The organism is uncultured Hymenobacter sp., from assembly GCF_964243305.1.
Classification (GTDB): Bacteria; Bacteroidota; Bacteroidia; order Cytophagales; family Hymenobacteraceae; genus Hymenobacter.
Window position 1 is genome coordinate 1 of the sequence record NZ_CAXTEF010000009.1, and the last position, 22928, is coordinate 22928.

The window sequence follows — 22928 nt, forward strand, 5'->3', positions numbered from 1 at the left end:
GTTGAGTGAATACCATGCCCGAAAGATACAATCACCCCCGGTTAGACCACCGCCCTCTTGGGCTCTAGAAACATCCTTAACCCTTATCACTGTCGATTTGGTGTAATTTAACACGAGGAGAATATAGCTGAGAGATAAGGTAAAAGCGATAATTAAATGAGTTGTCAAGGTCGGTCGGCCATACTTATTCAATACCCTACCAGCCAGAATAAAGCTGAAGCCTGCTGCTGCTATAGGCAGGCCAAGCTTGGCTCCGAGGCCTAGTGTGCCAATTGTTATTACACCTCCTATCGTGCAGATTGTAATTCCTATGTTTCGAAGAAGCTTCGGTTTTTTCATAGCATCTATATTTTACGAAATTCAAAATAATCGAGGTACTACTTAAACTTCATACCCCACTAACCCCGCAATTTGTTACAAGAAGCTGGTCAACTTCGCTTATGGTTACTCAGCAAGCTGCCCTAGCCCGCGTCCATCAGTTCCTGGAAGAAGTCCGCCAGTTGGGCGTCCCCTTGAAACAGGCTATTCTGTTTGGCTCTTTTGCGCGGGGCGAACAGCACGAGTATTCCGATATTGACTTGGCGCTAGTAGCTGATGGCTTTACGGGCGCGGCTTTTATGGATATAAAGCCTTTTATCCGGTCGGTCGTGAAACACGTGGACATTGAGCCCCACACCTTTTCCCCGGTGCAGTTTACCGACTGGAACCCTTTCGTGCAGGAAATCAAGCGCACCGGCATTGTCGTTGGTGAGTGGGAGCCGGCTGGTCAGGAGCCACAAGCAACTCGCAGATAGTTACGCCCGGCGGCAACCAACCAGCAGCGGCAGTTTCGGGAAGAAGCTGCCGCTTTTTTATGCACCGCGCACCGTCTCGCAAGCTGCGGGTTCGTCGAAACGGCAACCTTGCGGCCCGGCCCTGCGAATACCCTACCCCCACCAGCCGGCCGCAACCCAGCGCCGGCTACCCAACTGCTATGGCATTCCCCCTCCAATTCCTCCTCCAAACCGTTTTACCGCAACTTCTGATGGGCAAAGGCAACAAGAAGCACTCGAAAAAAGGCAAGAAAGACGAGCTGTCGGACGATATTCTGGACATGGCGGCCATGTCGGTGAGGAAATTCCGCAAGGTGACCAAGGAGATAAACAAGCTCAGCGTGGGTCAGAAGGTGGTGGGCGGCGTGGCCCTGGCAGCCGCTGGCCTGGCGTACCTGGCCGCTAACCGGCAAGGCGGGCCGGAAACGCCCATCGTTAGCAAGCTGCTGGCGCTGGCCGGCGGGAAAGAAGAACCCACCAGCGCGGTCGAGGCCGAAGAAGTGGCGGCGGAGCCAATTGAGTCCGACGAGGTGCCGCCGAAAAGCCGGAAACCGCGCAAAATCAAATAGGCTCGGCTGGCGTTTTGAAGCCGCCATCAGAGCTTGGTCAGGGGTAGCCGCTCAGCCAGTCATGTTAAGAATTGGGCTGCGTGGCAACCTTCGGATGGGTGGCTGCGAATACCAACCTCACCTGCCGCGCAAGCGGCCACCTCATCATCAAAAACGTCATGAACATGAAAAAGAGTAAGGACAAGAAAAAGGACGTTAAGAAAGCCAAAGCCACCAAGAAAACCAGCCTGTTTGGCGGGGCCGGTAAGTCCATCAAGAAGCTGGGCAGCGGCATCGGCGGGCTGAGCACCACGCAGAAAGTGGCCGGTGGTGCCGCCCTTGTGGCCCTGGGCCTGAGCTACCTGGCCAAGCGCCGCGGCAACGGCTCCTCATCTACTGCCACGACCAACTCGGCCGACGCGGCCGGCGCCGAGCAGAGCCTAGCCGCGATAGATGGCGGCAACATTTAGCGTGCAAAACCACCCACGCTCAAAACAAAGCAGGCGGCCCGATTGGGCCGCCTGCTTTGTTTTGAGCGTGGGACTAATCAATCGACCGCTACCTATTTCACGAAGCGGCGGGTTATTGTTTGCTGGTCTTTGGTGACGACAACCAGGGTATAAACTCCGGCCGGCAGCGCCGCGACGCTGACGGTGCCGCGCGCGGCCGAGCCGCTGGCTACGCGCTGGCCGGTGGCATTAAGGATGCGGTACTGGCTGCCGGCCAGCTCCAGGCCCGAGCTAAGGGAAAGCTGGTCGGTGGCGGGGTTGGGATAGACGTCCAAGGTGCGGCCGTTGCTGGCTTGGCGGGGGGTAGGGGCCGTGACGAGGGCACCGCGGGCGCTGGTGCTCCGGCTGATGCGCACCCAGTTGAGGTTGTAGCCGCCGGTTTGGGCGAAGACGCCGAAGTTGTAGGTGCCCGCATTTATGGTCACCGTCTTGGATACGGTCTGCCAGTTCTGCCAGCCGCCGGTAGCCGGCACGCTTGTGCTGCCGAGCTGAATAGCACCTGCATTCAGGTCCGCGGATATGGTGCCACCATTGGCGCCGCTGGCCACGCGGTATTCAATAAGGTAGGTGCCGGTAACCGGAAAGTTGATGTTGGTGAACACCAGGTAGTCGTTGGCGTCGATGTAGCCCAGGTTCTGCCCGCCGCCGGTGTCGGTGCAGCTTTCGACAATCATACCGCTGTTAGTGTTGGCGCCTTCAGCTTCGAGCTGCCGGCTGAAGCTTGGGGCAGCGGCCGTCTGCACCCGCAGCGACGTGGCTTTGTCGTTCCAGTTGCCCGTACCCAGGACATTGTTAACTAAGCAGCCGTTGCTACTGGCGAGCGTGAGCGCTGCGCCGCCGAAGTTGTCGTTTTCGTAGAGCACCACCTGGTAGCCGCTGTTCACCCGCAGCGAGGAAACGTCGTCGTTGAGGATGCCGCGCGCCTGCAAAGCAGCCAGGCTGTAGTCGCCCACGGGCAGGGTCACGGCCGTGCCCGTGTAGTTGCAGTCCCGGTACATCGTCGCCACGCCGCTGGTAGCTGGCGGCGTAATCGTGCCCCGCGAGGCAACTACTTGATTAATTGCCGTGAGCAGCGAGTTGGCGCCTACCACATCCTGGCCCAGGTGCCAAATCATGATGCCGCCGCCCTGGTCGAAGGCCAGGTTGGTTTTGCTCTTGATGGTGGCAATGCCGTTGTAGCCCACGCCGTTGAACAGGTCGGCGTTGGGGTCGGCACCCTGGGCGAGCAGCGTAGCAAACGGCACCCCGTTGGGCTGGCCGTAGAAGGGCACGCCGAGCACGGTTTTGCTGGCCGCCAGCCCGCGCCCGCGCCAGTACGAGACGGACTGCGAGGCCAGTGCATACGTCGAGTGGTTGGGCGGGGAGTCGTCGTAGGCCATGATGTTGAGAAAGTCTACATTGCTGAGCACGCTGTTCTGAATGTAGCCACCGGCCCAGGTGCCGCCGGCCACGGCCGTGGTCAGCAGCTTGCCGCGGCCGTGCAGCTGGGTGGCCAGAGATTGCATTACTGAAGCGTAGCCGTTGGCGGTGTTGGCGTCGGGGTGCTCCCAGTCAATGTCCACGCCGTCCAGGTTGTACTGGTTGACGAAGTTGATGAGGTTGGTGGCAAAGGCGCTGGTGTAGCCGGCGTTGTTGGCGATAGAGACGAAGACGCCGGGGTTGCCATCGAGCCAGCCGCCAACCGAGATAATGACTTTTACATTGTTGGCGTGGGCCGTGCTCACCAGACTTTGCAGCTTGGCCGGGTTTTCAATGGGCTTAAGCGAGCCATCGCCGTTGGGCAGCAAAAAGGCGTAGTTGACGTGGGTGAGCTTCGAGAACTGCACGCCGCTCACTTCCCCATTCCAGGACGGCAGGTAACCAACTACCTTGAACTGGGCAAAAGCCGGCGCCGCCGTCAATAATAACAGCAGCCCGAGCGCCCTGCTTAGTAGCGTTATCTTCTTCATATAGAGAAAGTTGGGGTGGAAAGATGGAAGAAAGTAAGAAACTATCGGAATTTAAGCAGCCCGCCGTAGGGACGCGACACTGCGCGTCTCCTTGTGCGTGGGGGATAGGGTAATCAGTTATAGCTAATGACTGCGCTCAACCACGTGCCAGAAGATGCAAGGTGTCGTGTCTCCGCAGTGGACCGCGGCTGCGGCTTTTGGCCCGGCCAATAAATTCGCCTTACCTCGGTCCACTTTCCTACCCCCCCTTGCCGGCTTGAACGCGGGCAGGGGGGGGTAGGAAAGTGGACCGAGTATAAAGAGGAAATCCTCTTATTTCACGAAGCGCCGGATTTTTGGGGCGCGGCCCTCGGCCGTGAGCACGAGCGTGTAGGCGCCGGGCCGGAGCCTCGCCACGTCGAGGCTGCCCGCGGCGGCCGAGCCACTGGCTACCGTGCGGCCCACGGCATCGAGAATCCGAAACCGCGTATCGGTCAGGCTTTGCGCCGAGCGAATCAGTAGCCGGTCGGTGGCTGGGTTGGGGTACACAGTCAGCTCGCTCGCCGCTGCGGGCGCCGCCGAAGCCAGCGTGCCGCGGGCGGCGGTGCTGTTCTGGCTGATGCGCAGCCAGTTGATGTTCCAGTCGCCGACCTGGGCCAGGATGCGCAGGTTGTAGGTGCCGGCGTTCACGTTCACGGTTTGCGAGATGGTGCGCCAGGTCTGCCAGCCGCCGGTGCCGGGCACGTTGGTGGTGCCAAACGAAACGGCGCCGTTGTTGAGGTCGGCGCTGAACGAGCCGCCGCTGGTGCCGCAGGCCACGCGATACTCAATGAGGTAGGCACCCGAATTGGGGAAGTTGATGCTGTTGAAGATGAGGTTATCCCCGTTGACGATGTAGCCCATGTTCTGGCCGCCCTCGGCGCAGGTTTCGGCTATCATGCCATTGTTGACGCTAAAGCTCTCGGCCTCAATCTGCCGGCTGAAGCTGGCCGCGGGGCTGGCAGCGGCGGCGAAGCTGAGCCAGTTGACGTTGCAGCCGGTGGAGGCCGCCGCGAACAGGCGCAGGGTCTGCGCACCGGCGGGCAGGCTCACGTTGACGCTCAGCGTCTGCCAGCTCTGCCAGCCGCCGGTGTTGCCCACGCTAATGCTGCCGAGCACCGTGCCGGCGCTGTTGCGCAGCTCCAGGCGGGCATTGCCCACAGCGCTGGCCACGCGGAAGTCCACCTTGTAGGTGCCAGCCGTTTGCACGTTCACTTTGTAGTCGAGCCAGTCGTTGGTGTCGAAGTAGTCCACGTTGAGCCCGCCGCCCGTGTCGGTGGTGCCCTCGGTCTGCGTACCCGACTGGGCCGCGAAGCTCTCGGCTTCAATCCTGCCCGGAATCGTTTGCGCGCTCGGCGCCGGTGCTGTAGTGCCCTCCACCGTGTTGAGCATGGCGACGGCATCAGCCACGCGCAGGGCCACGAAGTAGCCGAAGGCCTGATTCAGCTGGCTCTGCTTGGTGGTGTTGCCGGCGTACTGCTTGCGCAGGTTGTAGAGGCGGTGCACCTGGCGCAGCTCGGTTTCGGTGTAGGGCGCGCCGGTGTACTGCTGCACCTGCACGAGGTATGAAAAGCCGAACTCGCGCGTGGGCTCAAACATGGTGCCCTCGCCGAAGTCGTTGAACGTGGCCAGCTGCACGAAGCCCAGCCGGCTCTGGTACTGTTTGGCCAGGCTCAGCGTCTGGCTCAGCGTCTGGCCGTTGTTGTGCGCGATGGTCCAGGTCGGCCCGGCCCAGCCGCCTTGGGCGTAGAAGCCGTTGAAGCCGGGGTAGGCCACGCCACCGGCCACGCTCAGCGTAGGCACGCGGTTCTGGTAGAAGTTCTGCAGGCCGGTCAGAAAGTCCGAGTAAATCCAGTTGTACTCGCCCGCCGCGTTGGCGCCGGCCTGCTGCGACTGGTACCACAGGGTCAGAAACGTAGGGGGGGTAGGGAGCACCCCCAGAATCTGGGTCCAGTCCGACGGGGTCTGGTACTTCTGCGGGCCAAAGGTGAGCACCAGCGGCTTGTTGTTGAGCTTGATGTAGTTAGCCTTGGGAAAGTAGTTCGTACCCACGTACTGCATGTTGGCCTTGGCATCGTTGAGCGTGGCGGCAAACTGGTCTTCAAACACGACGGCGAAGCCCAGCCCTACGTCGGCGCTGCGCGGCAGCACGGCGTTGGTGTTGCGCAGCAAAAGGGGCAGGTCGTTGCCGCCGTTGCCGTAGAAATCGACCAGCACCCCATCTACGCCGGCATACTTCATCAGCAGGAGATGATACTCCAGCACGTCCGGGTCCGACGAGGCGTAGGGCCCGATGAGGGGGTAGTAGTGGGCGGCAATCTGGCGCTTGCCGGTGGCCGCGTCCACGATGATGTTCGGGTTCTGGTTGGCCATCGTCCAGTGCACGCCCCACTGGCCGGTGCCGGAGGTCTGGGGCGTCTCGAACCAAGGCATGTAGTGCATGTACACCCGCGTCGGGTTGGTCTTGGCGACGGCCGCGGGCTGGGCCTGCGCGTCCAGAAAGGTCAGGACGCCGAGCAGGACAAGAAAAAGTTTTTTCATAATAGTGTGGGCAGGGTGGGGTAGGGAAAAAGAAAAGCAGGTCAGTTTGCGGGCAGTGGGCTGCCCGGCGCCAGCAAAAGGTAAGAGGAAGTAAGGCGAAGCCCACTTCCTCTTACCTTCTTGAGAGCGTATTACTTATTTACTCAGCCGCTATTGCTTGCTAAACCGGCGCACGAGCTTCTGCCCGTCTTTGCCGACAACCACGAGCGTGTAGAAACCGGGCTTGAGCGTGGCTACGCTCAGCGTTTCGCCGGCGTAGGGGCCGTGCCACACGGTCTTGCCGTCCACGCTCAGAATCTGAGCCTGCCCGCCCGCAAAAGCCGCCGCGGCCGAGAGCGTAAGCCGGTCCGTCACCGGGTTGGGGTAGAGCAGGATAGCCGGATCACTTCCGGTTTTTGTCGTGGCCAGGGTGCCGCGGGCGCTGGTGCTCCGGCTGATGCGCACCCAGTTAAGGTTGTAGCCGCCGGTTTGGGCGAAGACGCCGAAGTTGTAGGTGCCCGCATTTATGGTCACCGTCTTGGATACGGTCTGCCAGTTCTGCCAGCCGCCGGTGCCGGGGATGGTCGTGTTGCCGAACTGGACGGCGCCCGCGTTCAGGTCCGCGGAAATTGTGCCGCCCGCCGCGCCGCTGGCTACGCGGTACTCGATGAGGTAGGTGCCGGTGGTGGGGAAGTTGATGCCGTTCCACACGAGATAGTCGTTGGGGTCGATGTAGCCCATGTCCTGCCCGCCCTCGGAGCAGTTTTCGACCACCATGCCGCTGTTGACGCTGGGGCTCTCGGCTTCGAGCTGCCGGCTGAAGGCCGGGGCAGCGGCGGCTTGCACGCGCAGCGACGAGGCCTTGTCGTTCCAGTTACCGGCGCCCAGCGGGTTATTCACCAGGCAGCCGTTGCCGGCCGCCGCCACGGTCAGGGCGGCGCCGCCGAAGTTGTCGTTTTCGTAGAGCACCACCTGGTAGCCGCTGTTCACCCGCAGCGAGGAAACGTCGTCGTTGAGGATGCCGCGCGCCTGCAAAGCAGCCAGGCTGTAGTCGCCCACGGGCAGGGCCACGGCCGTGCCCGTGTAGTTGCAGTCCTTATACACTGTGGCAACCCCCGTAGCGGCAGGCGGCGCCGAGCCGGCGTACCCGCCGAACGTGGCAATGGCCTTGGTCGGCTGCGGAGTTTGCAGCGTTGCCGACTGGTCGTTCACGTCGTCATACGCAAAGCCGTAGGACTTCTGGTCGACGCTGATGCCGGGCAGGTGCCAGAACCGGGCGTAGTAGTTGGCCGGCGCGGCCTGGTAATACCTGGTGGCGTCGTACCAGTTCTGCTGACCGGGGTTGGGCGTGGTTGTGTTCACCACGTGGCGGTTGATGGCTGCCGTGAGCTGGGCCTGCACCACGAGGTCGGCGTCGCCGTCGCCCACGCGCCTGTCCAGCACGCCCTTGCCCTCGAACGCCTCCTGCGTCGTCGGCTTGGCTGCCACGATGCCCGTGCGCCCGGCGTAGGCACCCGACTGGCCCACGACCGTGAGCCGCCCGCCGCTGACGCGGCCCTTGAAGACGCCCGCGTTGCCGGCGAAGAAAATCAGGTCCTCGTTCACGTACTTGTTCCAGATGGCGTCGATGTACGAGCCCAGGTAGTTGGCGTAGGGGCCGGGCGTGGTGCCGTTGGTGCCGTCGGCGAAGGCGGCGGTTTTCGAGGGGAACGTGATTTCGCCGGTCGTGGAGTTGAGCAAGCCCTGAAACTCGGTGGGCACGTTGGCCTTGTAGGCGGCCTGAATGTCGGCGTGGTTTTTCAGCTCGCCCGTGCGCTGCTGGTAGCCGCCCTGGCCGAACAGCTCCAGGCCCATCGGGTACTTGTAGGAGTCTACGCGCGTGGTGTTGCCGAAGAAGCCGAACTGGTTGTTGGTCAGCTCAATGATTTCGTGGAGGATGCCGCGGTTCGGGTCGTTCGGATTCTGCGGATTAGGTCCGGAGTAGCCCGACGGCGCGCCGGAGGCGCCGTAGAAGTAAAAGTAGAGCTGCTGCCCGCGCGAGATAAATACCCGGCAGCCCTCAATCCGGGGCAGGGTGAACGTGCGGTTGGCGATGTCGCTCAGGCGCGTGAAGCAGTCGGCGTAGCGGGAGTTGCCGCCCGGCCCGGTAGCGCCGTTGTAGGTCGGGCCCAGCACCGTGTTGTAGGACGTGGACATGGGCAGCACTGCGCTGGTGCGGGCATTCACCCAGACGTGGTTGCCGGTGGCAATGTCCTTGCCTACAATGGCCACGAACAGTTCCGTGTCGGCAAAGGGAGAATTGTTGGCAATCGTGAACGGAATGGGGCCCTGAGCCCGGCTGCTGAGTGGCAGCAGCGCGCCAAACAAGAGAGTAAGGACGGAAAATAGCGTAAGTTTTTTCATGCTGCGGATGGGAATTTGGGGATGGAAGAGGATAAAAAGAAAACCGGCTTGCAGGTGCAATCAAGCAACTTTTCAAATGAAAGAGAAGCTGCCCGCGCCGGGCGGGGGCACCAGTCATCCCCGCCCGCACGCTTAGCGCACACGCTAATCCGAACTTCTTTGCCTCCACCATCAGCATCGCCAGTCAAGTTTTGACGCCCTCAATCGGCGAAGCTGCCCGCCGCACGGCAGCGCGACGCGACGCCTGGCAGGTCTGCTGGCCCGCGTTAAAAAACAATGAAATTGCCCGTATTTTATTGGCCTTGCCGGCCTGGTTCAGGGGACGCAAACGCACTTGGCGCTTCGCTTTTTCCCGGGTACTCCCAGCATTGAGTTGGCAGCCGCGAACACAATTCCCTACCCCCACCTGCGCGTGCAAACGCCAGGCTGCCGCTGGCAAGGCAGAGATGGCGCCTGCGTCCCTCCGCTGCTCTATTCAACCTACAACGCCCCAGCGGCGGCCACTCCGAGAGTGGCCGCCGCTGGGGCGTTGGTATTTATTTCCTGCTTCCTGCTTAGGCCGGATTGGCGGCTGGCGGGGGGGTAGGCGGGGGCGTGGCGCTGGCACCTTTCACGCGCACGGCCGTGGGGCCTTTCTGGCCCATCTCCACTTCAAAATTCACCCGGTCGCCTTCCTTGATGGGGCCGCCGGCCAGGCCATTGGCGTGCACGAAAATGCTTTCCTGGCTCGCCTGGTCCTTGATGAAGCCGTAGCCTTTCGAATCGTTGAAGAAGCTTACCACGCCGGTGCGCACGGTGTCTTCGGGCTCGCGGTCTTCCTGCTTGGCCACGCTGATGCGGATGTCCTCGTCCTTGATGACCTTCTTCTTCTTGGGGTCGGGCGGCGTGGCTGAGATGTTGCCGTTTTCGTCCACATACGCCAGCATCTCGTCCAGGCTCTGGCCGGATTTTGCGTTGGATTTGCGCTCTTCCTTGCGCTCCTCTTTTTCCTGCTTTTTCTTCTGCTTCTTCTTCTCGTTGTCTTTTTTGCCAAAGGTTTCCTGTGACCGGCCCATAGTGCGTGCTGCTGATTTGTGGTATCTGTTGCGCCGCCTGAGGTAGGGGCTTTAAACAAAAGAAGGGGATAGCAGCGAAGATACGAAATAATGGCCGCGTTGTACTGTACCGGGGTCGCCAGGAGTTCGCGAGTGGCGGGCAGTAGAGCGAACTTTGCAGTCTGCGAATCGAATAATTAACCGGCGCTGTAGGCGCACTCGCGGACTGCAAAGCCCGCGCTACTGCCCGCCGGCCAACAAGCTGAACCTTAACTCTCTTAGTCTGGGCTGCGTTAGCCAGTCATATTGTTTCCCTACCCCCTCACAATTTCCCAAACTCCGGAAGGCTATGGCCGATAAACCCACTACGCTGCCGCCGCAGCACCAGGACCAGCAGCCCGGCCTCGAAGCTGAGATGACGCCGCCGCCCGAATACATCCGCCCCGGCTACCGCGGCAGCGGCAAGCTCGCCGGCAAGGTGGCCCTTATCACGGGCGGCGACTCCGGTATCGGGCGCGCTGTGGCCGTGCATTTCGCCCGCGAGGGCGCCGACGTGGCCATCTCCTTTAAGCCCGAAGAGGAAGAGGATGCTTACACCACCCGCCAATTAGTAGAAGCCGAGGGCCGCCGCTGCCTGACGCTGCCCGGCGACCTGCGCGAGCACGGCTACTGCCAGGACATCGTGGACCGCACCGTGCAGGAGCTGGGCCGGCTCAATATCCTGGTCAATAACGCCGCCGAGCAGTTTGTGAGCCAGGACCTGACCGAGACGACCGACCAGCAGTGGGAAGACACGTTTCAGGTTAACTTCTTCGCCATCGTGCGCGTGACGCGCGCCGCGCTGCCCCACTTGCAGGAAGACGACAGCATCATTTGCACTTCCAGCATCAACGCCTACCGCGGCAACCAGCAGCTCATCGACTACTCATCCACGAAGGGCGCCATCACGGTGTTTGTGCGCTCGTTGGCCCAGCAGCTGGCCGAGAAGAAAATCCGGGTCAACTCGGTGGCGCCCGGCCCCATCTGGACGCCGCTCATTCCGGCCAGCTTCCCGGCCGAAAAGGTGGCCAGCTTCGGCAAAGACACCACCATGAAGCGCCCCGGCCAGCCCTCGGAGGTGGCGCCGGCCTTCGTGTTTCTGGCGTCGGACGACTCCACTTATTTCACGGGCCAAACCCTGCACCCCAACGGCGGCGAGACGGTGAACACCTGAGCCGGCGGCCCACCAGCCAACAACTCCGCGCCAAGCCGCGCCGTACCAAGTTAAAATCAGAGTCAAAGCCGGCCGCCTATGCGGCCGGCTTTTTGTTATGCTACCGCGGCCATTATGCTATTAATTCACTGAAAAATTTAGCTTATGAAACCCCACTTCCTGGCGGCGCTGGGCGCGTTGGGCCTGCTGCTGGCCTCCTGCTCGGACGAAAAAAGCACCGAAACCACGGCCGCCGCGCCCGCCGCCGGCGAAAGCAGCCTGGTGCCGACTTCCGCCACTCCCATTCCGGTCGGCGACCTGTACGCGGCGGATACCATCACCTACCGCACCGACGCCCGCCACCTGGCCGACCGTGTGGCCGCCGACCTCAAGCTGGCCGACCCTATCACCGAACGCCGCCTCGAAAAAGTCTACTTCGTGCGGCGCCAGCGCCGCGCCCAGCTGGACCGGCGCTACACCGCCGACACGACCGGCCGCTACGCTGCCCTGCGCCAGCTCAACGACGACACCGACCGCGAAGTCCGGCAAGTGCTGCCCAGCCCGGCGCTGACGCGCACCTACGAGCGTGGCCGCGCCGGCTACTACGACGGGCCCCTCACCGCGACGGCCGCCTCGGCCGAGGCGGAAGTGTCGGCTGAGGCAACCCCAGTGGTTGCGGCCACCGGAACGACTTCGGCCCGCCGGTCGGCGCCGCGCCGCGGCGCGCGCATTGTCAAGTACAAGAAGAGTGGCGACGAAGTAAAGATTAAGTACAGCGACGGCACGAAGGTAAAAATTGGCAAGGATGGCCGCCGCCGGGTGCGGCACGGCCTCGGCGCCAAAAAGAAGCTGGATGCGGCGCTGCGGCGGCTCAACGCCAAGAAGGGAGAGTAGCTGGTGGCGTTTTCACCACTTCAGGTTGAAAGAAGGGGGTAGGGAATGCCCGCGGGCCGGGCCGCTTTTTTGGCAAAACCAGCTACCTTACCAGGCCTGGCCGCCCGCCCGGAAGCTGGTCGTTGGCGCCCGGTTGCTACCCCTTCTTTCGCATGGAAATCCCTACCCCCCCTGCCGCGCTCAATGCGCCCGTGACTCACGGGCTGGCCCAGGCCACGGACCTCAGCGCCGCGCCCGCGGCCAATCGGTTTCAGTTGCCGTTCGAGGCTTTGCGGGCGCAGGCGCCGGTGCTGCGCGCTGAGGATGCGGCGGCCCGCTGCCGGCGCCTGCGCCGGCTCAGCAACTGGCTGATGAGCAACCGCGAAGCCGTGCAGCAGGCCCTCTACGCCGACTTTCGCAAGCCGCCGGCCGAGTCGGACCTGACGGAAATCTGGACTTCGCTCACGGGGATAAATCACGCCATCAAAAACCTGAAAACCTGGATGCGCCCGCGCCCGGTGCCGGCCCCGCTTTCGCTGGTGGGCACCCGCAGCTGGGTGCAGGTCGAGGCCAAGGGCGTGGCCCTGATTATCGCGCCCTGGAACTACCCGTTTTACCTGGCCGTCGAGCCGCTGGCCTCGGCCCTGGCGGCGGGCAACTGCTGCGTGGTCAAGCCCTCGGAGCTGACGCCCCATACCGCCGCCCTCATCAGCCGCCTGGCGCGGGAGCTGTTTCCGAAAAACGAGGTGCTGGTAGTGGAAGGCGACAAGGATGTGGCCACCGAGCTGCTGCAACTGCCCTGGGACCATATTTTCTTCACCGGCTCGCCTGAGGTGGGCAAAATCGTGATGCGCGCCGCCGCCGCGCACCTCTCGGGCCTGACGCTGGAGCTGGGCGGCAAGAGCCCCGCCGTGGTCGATGAGACGGCCAATCTGCGCGACGCGGCCGAGAAAATCGTGTGGGGCAAGTTTCTCAATGCCGGCCAGACCTGCGTGGCGCCCGACTATGTGCTGGCGCAGGAAAGCGTGAAGGACGAGCTGGTGCGCGAGATGCAGAGCGTGATAAAGCGCCTCTACAACCCGGGCGGAGCGGGCATTCAGGCCTCTGATTCGTTTGCGCGCATCGTCAACAAGCACCACTTCCGGCGCCTGGCCGGCCTGCTCGAAGACGCCCAGACCCAGGGCGCAACCGTGGTGCAGGGCGGCACTATTGTGGAGCAGGACCGCTACATCGAGCCCACCATTCTGACCGATGTGCCGGCCACGGCGCGGGTGCTGGAAGAGGAGATTTTCGGCCCGCTGCTGCCGGTGCTCTCCTTCGGGCAGCTGCCCGAAGCCGTGCAGTATATCAACGCCCGGCTACGGCCGCTGGCCCAATATTTTTTCACCCAGAGCCCCGATAACCGCCGCCTGCTGCTCGGCGCCATTCCGGCCGGCGGCGCGGCCGTCAACGAGGCCGTGTTGCACTTTGCCCACCCTGAGCTGCCCACTGGCGGCGTCGGCAACTCCGGCCTGGGCAAGTCGCACGGCTACGCGGGCTTTCTGGCTTTCAGCAACGAGAAAGGCGTGCTGCGGCAGCGCGTGGGCCTGACCGCCATCAAGGCCCTCTACCCCCCCTATACCGGCCGGGTGCGCCGCCTGATTGGGCTGCTGGTGAAGTATCTGTAGGTTGAAATACTCAGGCGCCGCCGAATGGGAGTGACTAAAGAATTTTTATAAAAAATTTCAGCAGCTCAGGTAGGGATTAAACTCTGAAAATCACTCTTTAGGCCGAAAAAAGTATTGTGGAAGTTCTGCCGCCACAGTAGGCGCGGCAACCTGCCTGCCGGCTCGGCGTAAAGCAGCCGACATGACTGAGCCATTGTCCGCTTCCGCCCCCCAGTCCCAGCCGACTACTGCTGCTGCTGCCAGCCCGGCCGATACCACCGCGGCCAGCGGGGCGGTTGTGCTGCCCGTTATTGAAGAGCAGGCCGTCATCAACCGCGAGCTGGTTGAGGCGGGCCGGGTACGCATCACGCGGCAGGTGCACGAAGCCGACGAGCTGGTGCGCGTGGCCGTGCAGCATGATGAGGTGCGCGTCGAGCGGGTGGCCGTCAATCAGTATTTGCCCGCTGGCGCCCCTACCCCCCCCACCCGCTACGAAGGCGAGGTAATGATTATTCCGGTGCTGCGCGAGGTGGCCGTGGTCGAGAAGCGGTTGTTGCTGGTCGAGGAGCTGCGCGTTACGAAGCAGCAAGTCATGACCGAGCACGCCGAATCGGTGCGCCTACGCCGCGAAGAAATCAACGTCGAGCGGCTGCCGGGAGCCTCCTTGCCCGCGGCTGGCCCAGCTCCCCAGTGAGCTTACCCATTGGCTTTCAGGTGCTAAGGTCGTAAAATAGAAACCCTTTCCCAATTTCTTTCCTTTCCCGTTTCACTTTAAATTTTCAAATCATGCAGACCGTAGTAGGAATTTTCGACAACGCTGCCCAGGCGCAGCAGGCTTCCCAGCAACTCGCCGCCGCCGGCTTTAGCTTGGAAAATGTGGATGTAGCTTCTTCGGGTGCCTACGCTGGTGGCCAGTCCGGCAACACGCTCAGCCAGGCCGCCCGCCCCGACCGTGACCCGTCGGACTATCAGAACAATAGCGGTACGGTCACGGAAGGCGCCGCCGACGCGGCCGGCCGCACCGGCGACGGCATCGGCAACTTTTTCAGCAACCTCTTCGGTGGCAGCGACTCGGATGAGACGCAGCGCTACTCGCACGTGGCCCGCCAGAGCAGCTCGTCCATCGTAACGGTGCACGTGCAAACCGCCGAGCACGCCCGTAAGGCAGCCGAAATCCTGGACGCCGCCGGCGCCGTAGACGTAGACCAGCGCGCTGCTGAAACCGGCTACCAGAGCCAGGGCAACAGCTATGCCGCCAACACCGGCACCACGGATAATGCCGGCATGACCGCCCAGGTTATCGAGGAAAACCTGCAAGTAGGCAAGCGCGTCGAGGAGACCGGTGGCGTGCGTCTGCGCAGCCGCATCGTAGAAAAGCCGGTTGAGGCCCACGTTCGCCTACGCGAAGAGCACGTGACCGTGCAGCGCAATCCGGTGAACCGCCCGGCTACGGACGCTGATTTCAACACCTTCAAGGAAGGTCAGATTGAAATAACTGAAAGCGCTGAGCGGGCCGTAGTGGGTAAAGAAGCCCGCGTGGTAGAAGAAATCTCGCTGGGCAAGGAAGTGACCGAGCGTGAAGAAGTAGTACGCGACACGGTGCGCAAAACCGAAGTGGACGTGGAGCAGATTCCCGGCTCAACGACCCGCACTACGGGCACGTCGACTGGCTCGACTTCGAGCACTGATAACAGCCGCAACAGCTAAGACTGATTCGGCGAGTTAAAAAAAGAGGCCGTCCCAATTGGGACGGCCTCTTTTTTTTAGCTATCGAAGCTGTTTAGGAAGTCCTGAACAACTTCGATAGCTAAAACTGGACTTAAATCACTTGCGATTCAGGCGTATGGTCTTGATCGACGTGTATAACGACACTAAGTAGGGAGACGCCGTTGGGTTATAGTCAGAAGGGGGGGTAGGGATTTTTACTTGACCTGCCGCTGCTGCATCTCGGTCTGAATCTGGCGCTTCTTGCTCTGGAATTCCTGGTAGCTGGCCGCGCCCAGCGCCTCGCGCAGCTGGGCTTCGGAGGTGGCATTAATGCGACGCAGCTCAGCGTTGAGCTGGGGCGATTTGGCGGGAAACTTCAGGCGGGCAGCGTTCACCTGCTCGACGGTGCCGTTAAAAATCTCACGGATTTTCAGGGTCTGGTCGGGGCGCAGGCGCAGGGTGGTGGTCATCACATCGGCTAGGTCGCGGGCAGCGACGGGCGGCGTGGGCGACTCGGGCGTGCGCACGGTTTCGATGACGGGCGCTGGCTTTTCCGGGCGGCGAAAAAGTGAACAGCTGGCTAGAGTGAGGGTGTTCAGGCCAAAAATCAGCAGCAAACGGCGGGAGGGCATAAGCAGAAGCGTAAGTTTAGCGGACTTACGCAAATACAAGCCGTAGGGTGCGGGGCTTGCCCTCGCCCGGCGCGTGAACGATGTTGATTGCTGAGGTAAGTTAAAAGTTGAAAGTTAAAATCCTTACGAGTGAGGTTTTAGCCTTTAACTCCACTCCACTGGCGCGCACGCCGGGCGGGGGCAAGCCCCGCACCCTACGCGACGACCACCCGCTGGCTAATCCCTACCCCCTGCTCGGCCTTCAAGGCCTGCGCCGTGAAGTGCGCCAGCGCCATGATAGTCAGCATCGGGTTGACGCCGCTGCACGCCGGAAACGCCGAGCCGTCGGCCACGAACAGGCCCTGCACCTCCACGGTTTCGCCATTGAGCCGGAGCGGGTGGGTGGCCGCGTCGCCGCCCATGCGGCAAGTGCTCATCTGATGGGCTGAATAGAGCCCAAACTGGTTGGGTTTCCAGTTCAAATGCGCCAGTTGCGCCAGCACCTCCGGGTTGGTCAGGCAGCCATCTTCAACTTTCAATGTAGGTAGCGTGCCGTGGGGCAGGTAGATGGTGTGGGCGCCGGCCGCGGCGTGGATTTCGGCCGCGGCCCGCACGCCGGTCAGCATGTTGGCCAGGTCAAACGCCGATAACGTGTAGTCAATCAGCGGCATCCCTTGCCGGTCGATGCGCACCCGGCCGCCTTCGCGGTCGCGGGTGAGCACGATGAACGAGCCCAAATGGCTCGCGTCGCGCATCAGCGCATGGTGCTGCTGGCCCGAGCGCCAGGGCAGCACCATGCTCATCAGGCCGGGGTGGGCAGGCGGCGTTTCGAGCTTGGCGCCGAAGTTGGTGCCGTGCAGCCGGGTGTAGGTGTCATTCACGACCGACATGCTTGGCCCGTGCCAGGGGTTGATGGGGTAGGGATAGCGCGCCGACACCACCACGGTGGGGTGCAGATGCAGGTGCCGGCCCAGGTGCGGGTGTTTCAGGCCGGAGCGCAGGAGCAGCGCCGGCGTCTGGATGGCGCCGCCGGCCACCACCACGCGCCGGGCCCGCACCGTGATGCGCACGCGCCGGCCATCGGCGGTGGTGTGCTCGGCCTCGGCGCCGGTGGCGCGGCCGTTTTCTATCGTCACGCGGCTCACGGCGGTGTCGGCCAGCAGACGGGCGCCGTGCTCAAAAGCGGTTTTCAAATACGTGTTCAGCGTGCCCTGCTTGAGGCCGTGGGCGTCGCCGAGCGTGCTGTAGCCCAGGGCCCGAAAGTGCTTGTCCGATTCGTCCAGGCCCTTTTCGTTGCGCGGGATGAGCTTCACCTCCTGGCCCAGCTTGGTCGAGCCGTCCCAGAGCGCCTGGTTCTGGCCGTTGTGGCGCCCGTAGCTTGTGTTCACACTCAGGGCGCGGGCCACGGCGTCCAGGCTTTGCTTAAATTCCGGGCTGATGAAGTGCGGCGCCTGGTGCTCGCGGGCCCATTCTTGCAGCACGTAATCGGGCGTGCGGAAGGCGCCGGCCCAGTTGACGGTGGTGCCGCCACCCAGGCAGGAGCCGGCCAGCAGCCCGATGCCGCCGTCCTGCGTCGTGAGCGTGCCCTTGGCGTCGTAGAGCTTGCCCATCATGTCCACCTCGCGCTGGGTGAAGTCGCAGCCGTGGCAGTAGGGGCCTTTTTCCAGCACCAGCACATCCAGGCCGGACTGGGCCAGCTCGCCGGCCACCACGCCCCCGCCGGCCCCAGAGCCGATGACGAGTACTTCGCACTCATAAGTCGTGTCCTCGGTGGGTTGAAGGGTTTTCAGCGGCCGGGGCGAGTCCACGAGGTCTTCCAAATCAGGCCCGGCGTAGCCAGCGCGGGCCCACGCGGCAGGGTTGCCCCCAGCCTGCGAGCCCCCATAGTACAGAAACGTAAACAGCTTGCGCAGCGCGTGAAACCCCTTGCGCAGCTGCGGCAGCTTGGAGGACGCCCAGCTTTGCAGCAGCTGCTCGCGCTGAACCGGCGTCAGGTTTTGAAACGGCCGCAGCGGCCCGAACCACGTCAGGCCCAGCACCGGCTTTTCCAGCAATTCCAGCAGTTGCCCAAACTCCTTTTGCGCCCCCAGCGGCTGCGCCTGAATGGCCTGTTCCAGTTTGGTCAGGTCCACGCCGGCCGCGCCCGAAGTACTGGATTGCGGGTCGTCGGGCAGCGGCGGGATAAATGTGTCGGCCAGCGCGCGCAGCAGCGCGGGGTGAGAGGGGGCAAGCGTGTACATAATTCCGGCCTTTAAGCGGCCGTAAAAGGTACGGGTTTTCGGAAAAGTAGTAGGCGTGCCGAGTAGTTGGCGGAAGGGGGGTAGGGAAGGGTTGGGTTAAAAAGGCGGTCATGCTGAGCGCAGCCGAAGCAGCCGGCCAGAAAGAGTAATCAAGTTAAAAGAACGTCATGTCGAGCTTGCGAGACATCTCGCGTGCAGCACTAATCCAATCGTTGTTTTCTATCGAATTACTTCCCCATACGAGATGCTTCGCTCCCCTTCGTTGCGCTCTGCATAACGTTCTTTTTGCTTGATTGCTTCCCCGAGTGAGATGCTTCGGCTGCGCTCAGCATGACCACCTTTTTAACCCAACCCTTCCCTACCCCCTACCATGCCGCCTACCCCCCTGCGCACCCCCGAAACCCGGCACCGCGTTCACTCCCAGGACTGCGACCCGCTCGGCCACCTCAACAACGCCCGCTACCTCGACTACTTCCTCAATGCCCGCGAAGAGCACGTGCTGACGCATTATGCGGGAGAGTTTGACCAGTTTATGCAGGCGCGGGCGGCGGCCTGGGTCATTGCCAAGCACCACCTGAGCTACCTCAAGCCGGCACGGCCGGGCCAGCAGGTGCGCATTCTGTCGCAGCTTATTCATTTCGACAATTCCAACCTGGTAGTGGAGATGCAGATGCGCGACGAGGCCGGCACCCGGCTGCTGGCCCTGCTCTGGTCGGAAATGGCCTTCGTGCAGCTGCCCGCCGGCACCCGCCTCGACCACCCCGACGCCCTGATGGACCTGCTCGACGCGCTCGATGTCGACACCATAGCCTACGACCCCGACGGCTTCGACGAGCGCGTGAAGCGTGTGCGGCAGGAGCTGAAGCAGCAGCGCCGGGCAGGCGACGCCGACTAGGTGTCAGTTGTACTTATTCGGGTCGGTTTGGCTCCTTGCTAGTGGAGAATAGGCTGGCCGGGTGTACTTTCCCGGTCCTATGACTACTATCTTAATTATCCTGGTATTACGTTGGGTTTACGTGGTGTTAAAGCAGGCTGGCGCCGGAATCTGGTTCGCGGCCGGGCTGCTGCTGGCCGGCGCCCCCGCCGCTTTTGCCCAAACCCATCCCATTATTTCAGCTGTCCCGGCCGAGGCCGCCGACACGGCCGCGCACGACGACTCGCACCGGCTGGAAGTCGCCTACACGACGCTGGGCGAAATATCGGGCGTCGTCCGCGACGTGTTTGATGCCCGCGGCGTGGCCGCCGAGCTGCCCACCCTCGACGAAAACCTGCACGCCATCCGCCACAGCGTCGAGGAAACCGACGAAGTAGTGGACGTCAAGCAGTTGCAAATGTGCCAGTTGATGCTGGCCAACATTCAGGGCCAGCTGCTGGACTGGCGCACGGCGCTGGCGGGTGCCCACGAGCAGCTCGAAGCCATGCAGGGCCGCATCGGCGCCCTGGCCCGCCCGCCGGCCCGCCGCCCGGTTCCCGACGTGGCCGCGCTGGCCCTGGAGCGGGCCGATTCGGCGCTGCAAGTGCGGCAGCAGCGCACCGGGCAGCGGCTGGCCCGCCGGTTTCAGCAGGTCAAGCAGCTGCAAACGCAGGTGGCGGCCAGCTACATTCAGGCCCTGGAGCTGCAAGACCAGGTGGGCGAGCAGATGCGCCGCTTCGGCCGCACCGCCCTGCGCGCCGCCTACCCCCCACTCTGGGCAGCAGTCCCTACCCCCCTCGCCGCGCCCGAAGCCGACCACCACGCCGCCCAGTACCGCCAGAAAATCGTTGCCTATTACTTCGCCGAAAACTGGGACAACTGGCTCTACATGAGCGTAATAGGCCTGGTGTTCTATGGCTGGGTGAGCTTCAATTACGGCCGGATGCGGCGGCGCGTGCTGGCCCTGGAGCAGCCCTTCCGCTACCTGCGGCCGGGGCCGGTGGCCGCCACGCTGGTCGTGGTCTTCAGCCTGGCGCCGGCCCTGGAGCTGCACCCACCGCCGGTGTACCTCGACCTGCTGCAAGCCCTGCTGCTGCTGAGTCTGACGGCCGTCTTCTGGCGCTGCTGGCCGCGGCGGCCGTTTCTGTGCTGGCTGGGGCTGGTCGTGTTTTTCGGGGCGCTGGCTTTCACCAATGCCAGCGGCGCCACGGGGCCGCTGGCGCGCGGCGGGCTCTTGCTGCTCGACGTGCTGGCCGTGGGCATCGGCGCGTTTTTGCTTTCGCGCATCCGGCGGGCGGTGGCGCTGCCGCGCTTCGTGGTGGGCATCACGGGCCTCTTTATTTCCCTCAATGGCCTGGCCGTGGCCGCCAACGTGCTGGGGCAGCTGAGTTTGGCCAAGATGCTGAGCACGGCCGCCATCTTCGGCCTCACGCAGGGCATCGGCCTGGCCGTGTTTATCGAGCTGATAACCGAGGCGTTTCACCTTCAGATGCTGAGCAGCCGGCTGGCGGCGGGCGGCGTAGTCCACTTCAGCTACGATAAAATCGGCGCCCAGCTGCTGCGCCTGCTTACGGTGGTGGCCGGCGGCCTCTGGCTCGTGGTGTTCACCTCCAACCTCAACCTGCACTCGCTGCTCTACGCCAGCCTGGCCCACCTGCTGGCGGCTCCGCACCTGCTGGGCAGCACCGAGTTCACCTTCGGCAACATCCTGCTGTTCTTCCTCATTCTCTACGTTGCTACCCAATTGCAGCAGTACGTGGGCTACTTTTTCGGCGAAGTGGGCGAGGAAGCCAGCGCCGAGCTGCGGCAGCGCGGCTCGTGGCTGATGGGGCTGCGGCTGCTGCTCGTGGTGGTGGGCTTCGCGCTGGCCACGGCCGCCACGGGCCTGCCCCTGAGCAAGTTGGCCATCGTGTTCGGCGCCCTCAGCGTGGGCATCGGCCTGGGTTTGCAGAGCATCGTCAACAACCTGGTTTCCGGTGTCATCCTCCTATTCGAGCGGCCGTTTCACGTCGGCGACTTCATCGAGGTGGCCGGTAAGTCGGGCCGGGTGCAGGACATCGGCATCCGCTCCAGCAAGCTCACCTCGCTCACGGGCTCCGAAATCATCCTGCCCAACGGCGACTTGCTCGCCGGCCACGTCATCAACTGGACCCGCACCAACGACCATATCCGCGCCGACCTGGTGTTGCGCCTGGCTCCCGGCACCGACCTGCCCAGCGACCTCGAAACCGCCCGCGACCTGATTCAACAGGAAATCAGGAGCAGCCCCTACACCATGCAGTCCCTACCCCCCGAAATCCTGCTCAGCAGCATCAACGGCCAGGTATACGAGCTGAAAGTGCTATTCTGGATTATCAACATCCGCCAGGAGCAGCTCACCAAAAGCGAGATTCTGGCCGGCATCTACCGGCGCTTCACGGCGCAAGGTTTGCAGCTGAGCTGATGGAGCAGGTTGCTTGTTCGGCCTTTTTTGGCTACTCCTCGCTAAGACACAGTTTGCAGTTTGACCATCAAGAATATTCGCATACATTTGACCTAGTCTTGCTATCATGAAGAGGCTCTACTTGAATAACAGCACCTTCCATGTTACTCAGCGGCTCACCCTTGCCTCTGCCACCGGCTGCCACGCTCTGCTGGAGTTAGGCCATGTAGAGCATGTGCAGCAAACTAATTTTCACTCAAATGCATCACGAAATGGATAGCAAATTAAAAATCAAAGTTGGCGACTTGGAGATTGAATTTGAAGGTAGTGAAGATTACATAAAAGATGGTTTACTAAAACTGGTAGCTGAAGCAGTGGAACTACTTGGCGGTTCGAGGAAATCAGGCGAAGAAACTTCCCACAGTTCAAGTTCGTCGAGTAATCAAGGTGCTGCAACTGAAGGTGGAAGCTCGCAAGTTGATATGTCAACATCAACTATTGCATCTAAAATAGGCGGCGATAGCGGGACTGATCTACTATTATCAGCAGCAGCTTACTTGACGTTTGTTCAAAAAAAGGAGTCCTTCTCGCGCACAGACTTACTTCAAGAATCAAAAAACGCCACATCTTATTACACACAGAGTGTGAGTAAAAACCTCTCTGCTTATTTAACTAGATTAGTTAAAGCTGGTAAACTGGTGCAGCGAGCAAACGACTCTTACGCTATGCAAAGCGCCACACGAACCCAATTGCTCGCTCAACTTGCTAACTGAAAACGTTCTGTCTGGCTTGTTGTACAAAAAGCATCTTGTCCGTAAGGATAAGGTGCTTCTTTGTCTTGCCGTTGAGTCTGATAGCCCAAAATCAATTGCGACAATAACGAAACTCGCATTAAGCGCAGGGCTACTTGCTGTTAAGAAATGGAATGTTTCGGCCGTTCTATTAAGTGCTACTGGTTTGGCAATTCGGGTTAAAAATGGCTGGCGGTTAACGGATGAAGGGAAGCAGTATTTAGTTGATTCTGGCCTTTTAGTCGGGGTCGATTTTACGCCTCCATCAGCGCTAACTGACCTCAAAAGTCATTTGTCCGAAATAACTCATGCTGACGCAGCTAGTTTCGTTAATGAAGCAATTGGCTGTTTTGAACGACAGTTTTACAGGGCTTCTGTAGTGCTGTCGTGGATTGGTGCAATGTCTATCTTGTATGAGCATGTCATATCTAAACGCCTGCAAGATTTTAATATTGAGGTAAAAAGAAGAGATGCAAAATGGCGCGACGCAAAGACTGCAGATGACCTTGCTAGGATTAAAGAAAACGACTTCTTAGATGTTTTAGAGGCGCTGTCTATAATTGGTAAGAACGTTAAGCAGGAGTTGCAGGGCGTGTGTTTAAAATTAAGAAATGCTTGCGGTCATCCCAATAGTTTAGAGATAAAAGAGCAGCGCGTAGCAGCTCATTTAGAATTACTGGTTTTAAACGTGTTCTCTAAGTTTTAGAGAAACGAACCAAAGACCACAGCGGGCGTAAATG

19 protein-coding genes are annotated in these 22928 nt (G+C 61.6%); 12 read left to right on the top strand and 7 right to left on the bottom strand.

The window, feature by feature from the left end; translation table 11 throughout:
• The coding region (locus tag ACFE70_RS07595; protein ID WP_375417130.1) for a hypothetical protein at positions 1-339 on the bottom strand (339 nt) is incomplete at its 3' end.
• Between the two features lie 101 nt (positions 340-440).
• Here ACFE70_RS07595 and ACFE70_RS07600 point away from each other — a divergent pair.
• The 3 genes from ACFE70_RS07600 to ACFE70_RS07610 all read left to right on the top strand — a co-directional run bounded on the left by ACFE70_RS07600 (position 441) and on the right by ACFE70_RS07610 (position 1830).
• Positions 441-794: a nucleotidyltransferase family protein gene (locus ACFE70_RS07600; RefSeq protein ID WP_375417131.1), complete on the top strand. Its 354-nt coding sequence runs from the start codon at positions 441-443 to the stop codon at positions 792-794.
• Between the two features lie 179 nt (positions 795-973).
• Positions 974-1381: a hypothetical protein gene (locus ACFE70_RS07605; protein ID WP_375417132.1), complete on the top strand. Its 408-nt coding sequence runs from the start codon at positions 974-976 to the stop codon at positions 1379-1381.
• 98 nt (positions 1382-1479) lie between these two features.
• Positions 1480-1830 carry a hypothetical protein gene (locus ACFE70_RS07610; RefSeq protein WP_375417133.1) on the top strand — a complete coding sequence of 117 codons (351 nt, stop codon included), beginning with the start codon at positions 1480-1482 and terminating at the stop codon, positions 1828-1830.
• A gap of 92 nt (positions 1831-1922) precedes the next feature.
• Here the strand turns inward: ACFE70_RS07610 and ACFE70_RS07615 are convergent, their stop codons facing one another.
• From ACFE70_RS07615 to ACFE70_RS07630, 4 genes are all read right to left on the bottom strand, one after another.
• On the bottom strand, positions 1923-3818 hold the full coding sequence (locus tag ACFE70_RS07615; protein WP_375417134.1) for a glycosyl hydrolase family 18 protein: 1896 nt from the start codon (positions 3816-3818) through the stop codon (positions 1923-1925).
• A gap of 312 nt (positions 3819-4130) precedes the next feature.
• Entirely contained in the window at positions 4131-6377 is a 2247-nt protein-coding gene (locus tag ACFE70_RS07620; protein ID WP_375417135.1) for a carbohydrate-binding protein, read from the bottom strand.
• Between the two features lie 150 nt (positions 6378-6527).
• A complete protein-coding gene (locus ACFE70_RS07625) occupies positions 6528-8759 on the bottom strand; it encodes a beta-1,3-glucanase family protein (RefSeq protein WP_375417136.1) in 2232 nt (743 codons plus the stop codon).
• 554 nt (positions 8760-9313) lie between these two features.
• Positions 9314-9814, bottom strand: a complete 501-nt coding sequence (locus ACFE70_RS07630) for a cold-shock protein (protein WP_375417137.1) — start codon at positions 9812-9814, stop codon at positions 9314-9316.
• 328 nt (positions 9815-10142) lie between these two features.
• Here ACFE70_RS07630 and ACFE70_RS07635 point away from each other — a divergent pair, with 328 nt between their 5' ends.
• From ACFE70_RS07635 to ACFE70_RS07655, 5 genes are all read left to right on the top strand, one after another.
• Positions 10143-11006, top strand: coding sequence for an SDR family oxidoreductase (locus ACFE70_RS07635; RefSeq protein ID WP_375417138.1), 864 nt, complete (start codon positions 10143-10145; stop codon positions 11004-11006).
• Between the two features lie 144 nt (positions 11007-11150).
• Positions 11151-11879, top strand: a complete 729-nt coding sequence (locus tag ACFE70_RS07640; protein ID WP_375417139.1) for a hypothetical protein — start codon at positions 11151-11153, stop codon at positions 11877-11879.
• A gap of 152 nt (positions 11880-12031) precedes the next feature.
• On the top strand, positions 12032-13525 hold the full coding sequence (locus ACFE70_RS07645) for an aldehyde dehydrogenase family protein (protein ID WP_375417140.1): 1494 nt from the start codon (positions 12032-12034) through the stop codon (positions 13523-13525).
• A gap of 193 nt (positions 13526-13718) precedes the next feature.
• Entirely contained in the window at positions 13719-14198 is a 480-nt protein-coding gene (locus ACFE70_RS07650) for a YsnF/AvaK domain-containing protein (RefSeq protein ID WP_375417141.1), read from the top strand.
• Positions 14199-14290: 92 nt separating this feature from the next.
• Positions 14291-15211, top strand: coding sequence for a YsnF/AvaK domain-containing protein (locus ACFE70_RS07655; protein WP_375417142.1), 921 nt, complete (start codon positions 14291-14293; stop codon positions 15209-15211).
• Between the two features lie 215 nt (positions 15212-15426).
• Here ACFE70_RS07655 and ACFE70_RS07660 read toward each other — a convergent pair whose 3' ends face one another.
• On the bottom strand, positions 15427-15843 hold the full coding sequence (locus ACFE70_RS07660) for a hypothetical protein (protein ID WP_375417143.1): 417 nt from the start codon (positions 15841-15843) through the stop codon (positions 15427-15429).
• Positions 15844-16037: 194 nt separating this feature from the next.
• Positions 16038-18062, bottom strand: coding sequence for an FAD-dependent oxidoreductase (locus ACFE70_RS07665; RefSeq protein WP_375417144.1), 2025 nt, complete (start codon positions 18060-18062; stop codon positions 16038-16040).
• Positions 18063-18432: 370 nt separating this feature from the next.
• Between ACFE70_RS07665 and ACFE70_RS07670 the strand changes: the two genes are divergently transcribed.
• The 4 genes from ACFE70_RS07670 to ACFE70_RS07685 all read left to right on the top strand — a co-directional run bounded on the left by ACFE70_RS07670 (position 18433) and on the right by ACFE70_RS07685 (position 22894).
• Complete coding sequence (locus tag ACFE70_RS07670) at positions 18433-18957, top strand: acyl-CoA thioesterase (protein WP_375417145.1); 525 nt, start codon at positions 18433-18435, stop codon at positions 18955-18957.
• Between the two features lie 79 nt (positions 18958-19036).
• Complete coding sequence (locus tag ACFE70_RS07675; RefSeq protein ID WP_375417146.1) at positions 19037-21418, top strand: mechanosensitive ion channel family protein; 2382 nt, start codon at positions 19037-19039, stop codon at positions 21416-21418.
• Between the two features lie 251 nt (positions 21419-21669).
• Positions 21670-22170: a hypothetical protein gene (locus ACFE70_RS07680; RefSeq protein ID WP_375417147.1), complete on the top strand. Its 501-nt coding sequence runs from the start codon at positions 21670-21672 to the stop codon at positions 22168-22170.
• Complete coding sequence (locus ACFE70_RS07685; RefSeq protein WP_375417148.1) at positions 22160-22894, top strand: hypothetical protein; 735 nt, start codon at positions 22160-22162, stop codon at positions 22892-22894. Before ACFE70_RS07680 ends, ACFE70_RS07685 begins: the two co-directional genes overlap by 11 nt.
• Positions 22895-22928 lie beyond the last annotated feature (34 nt).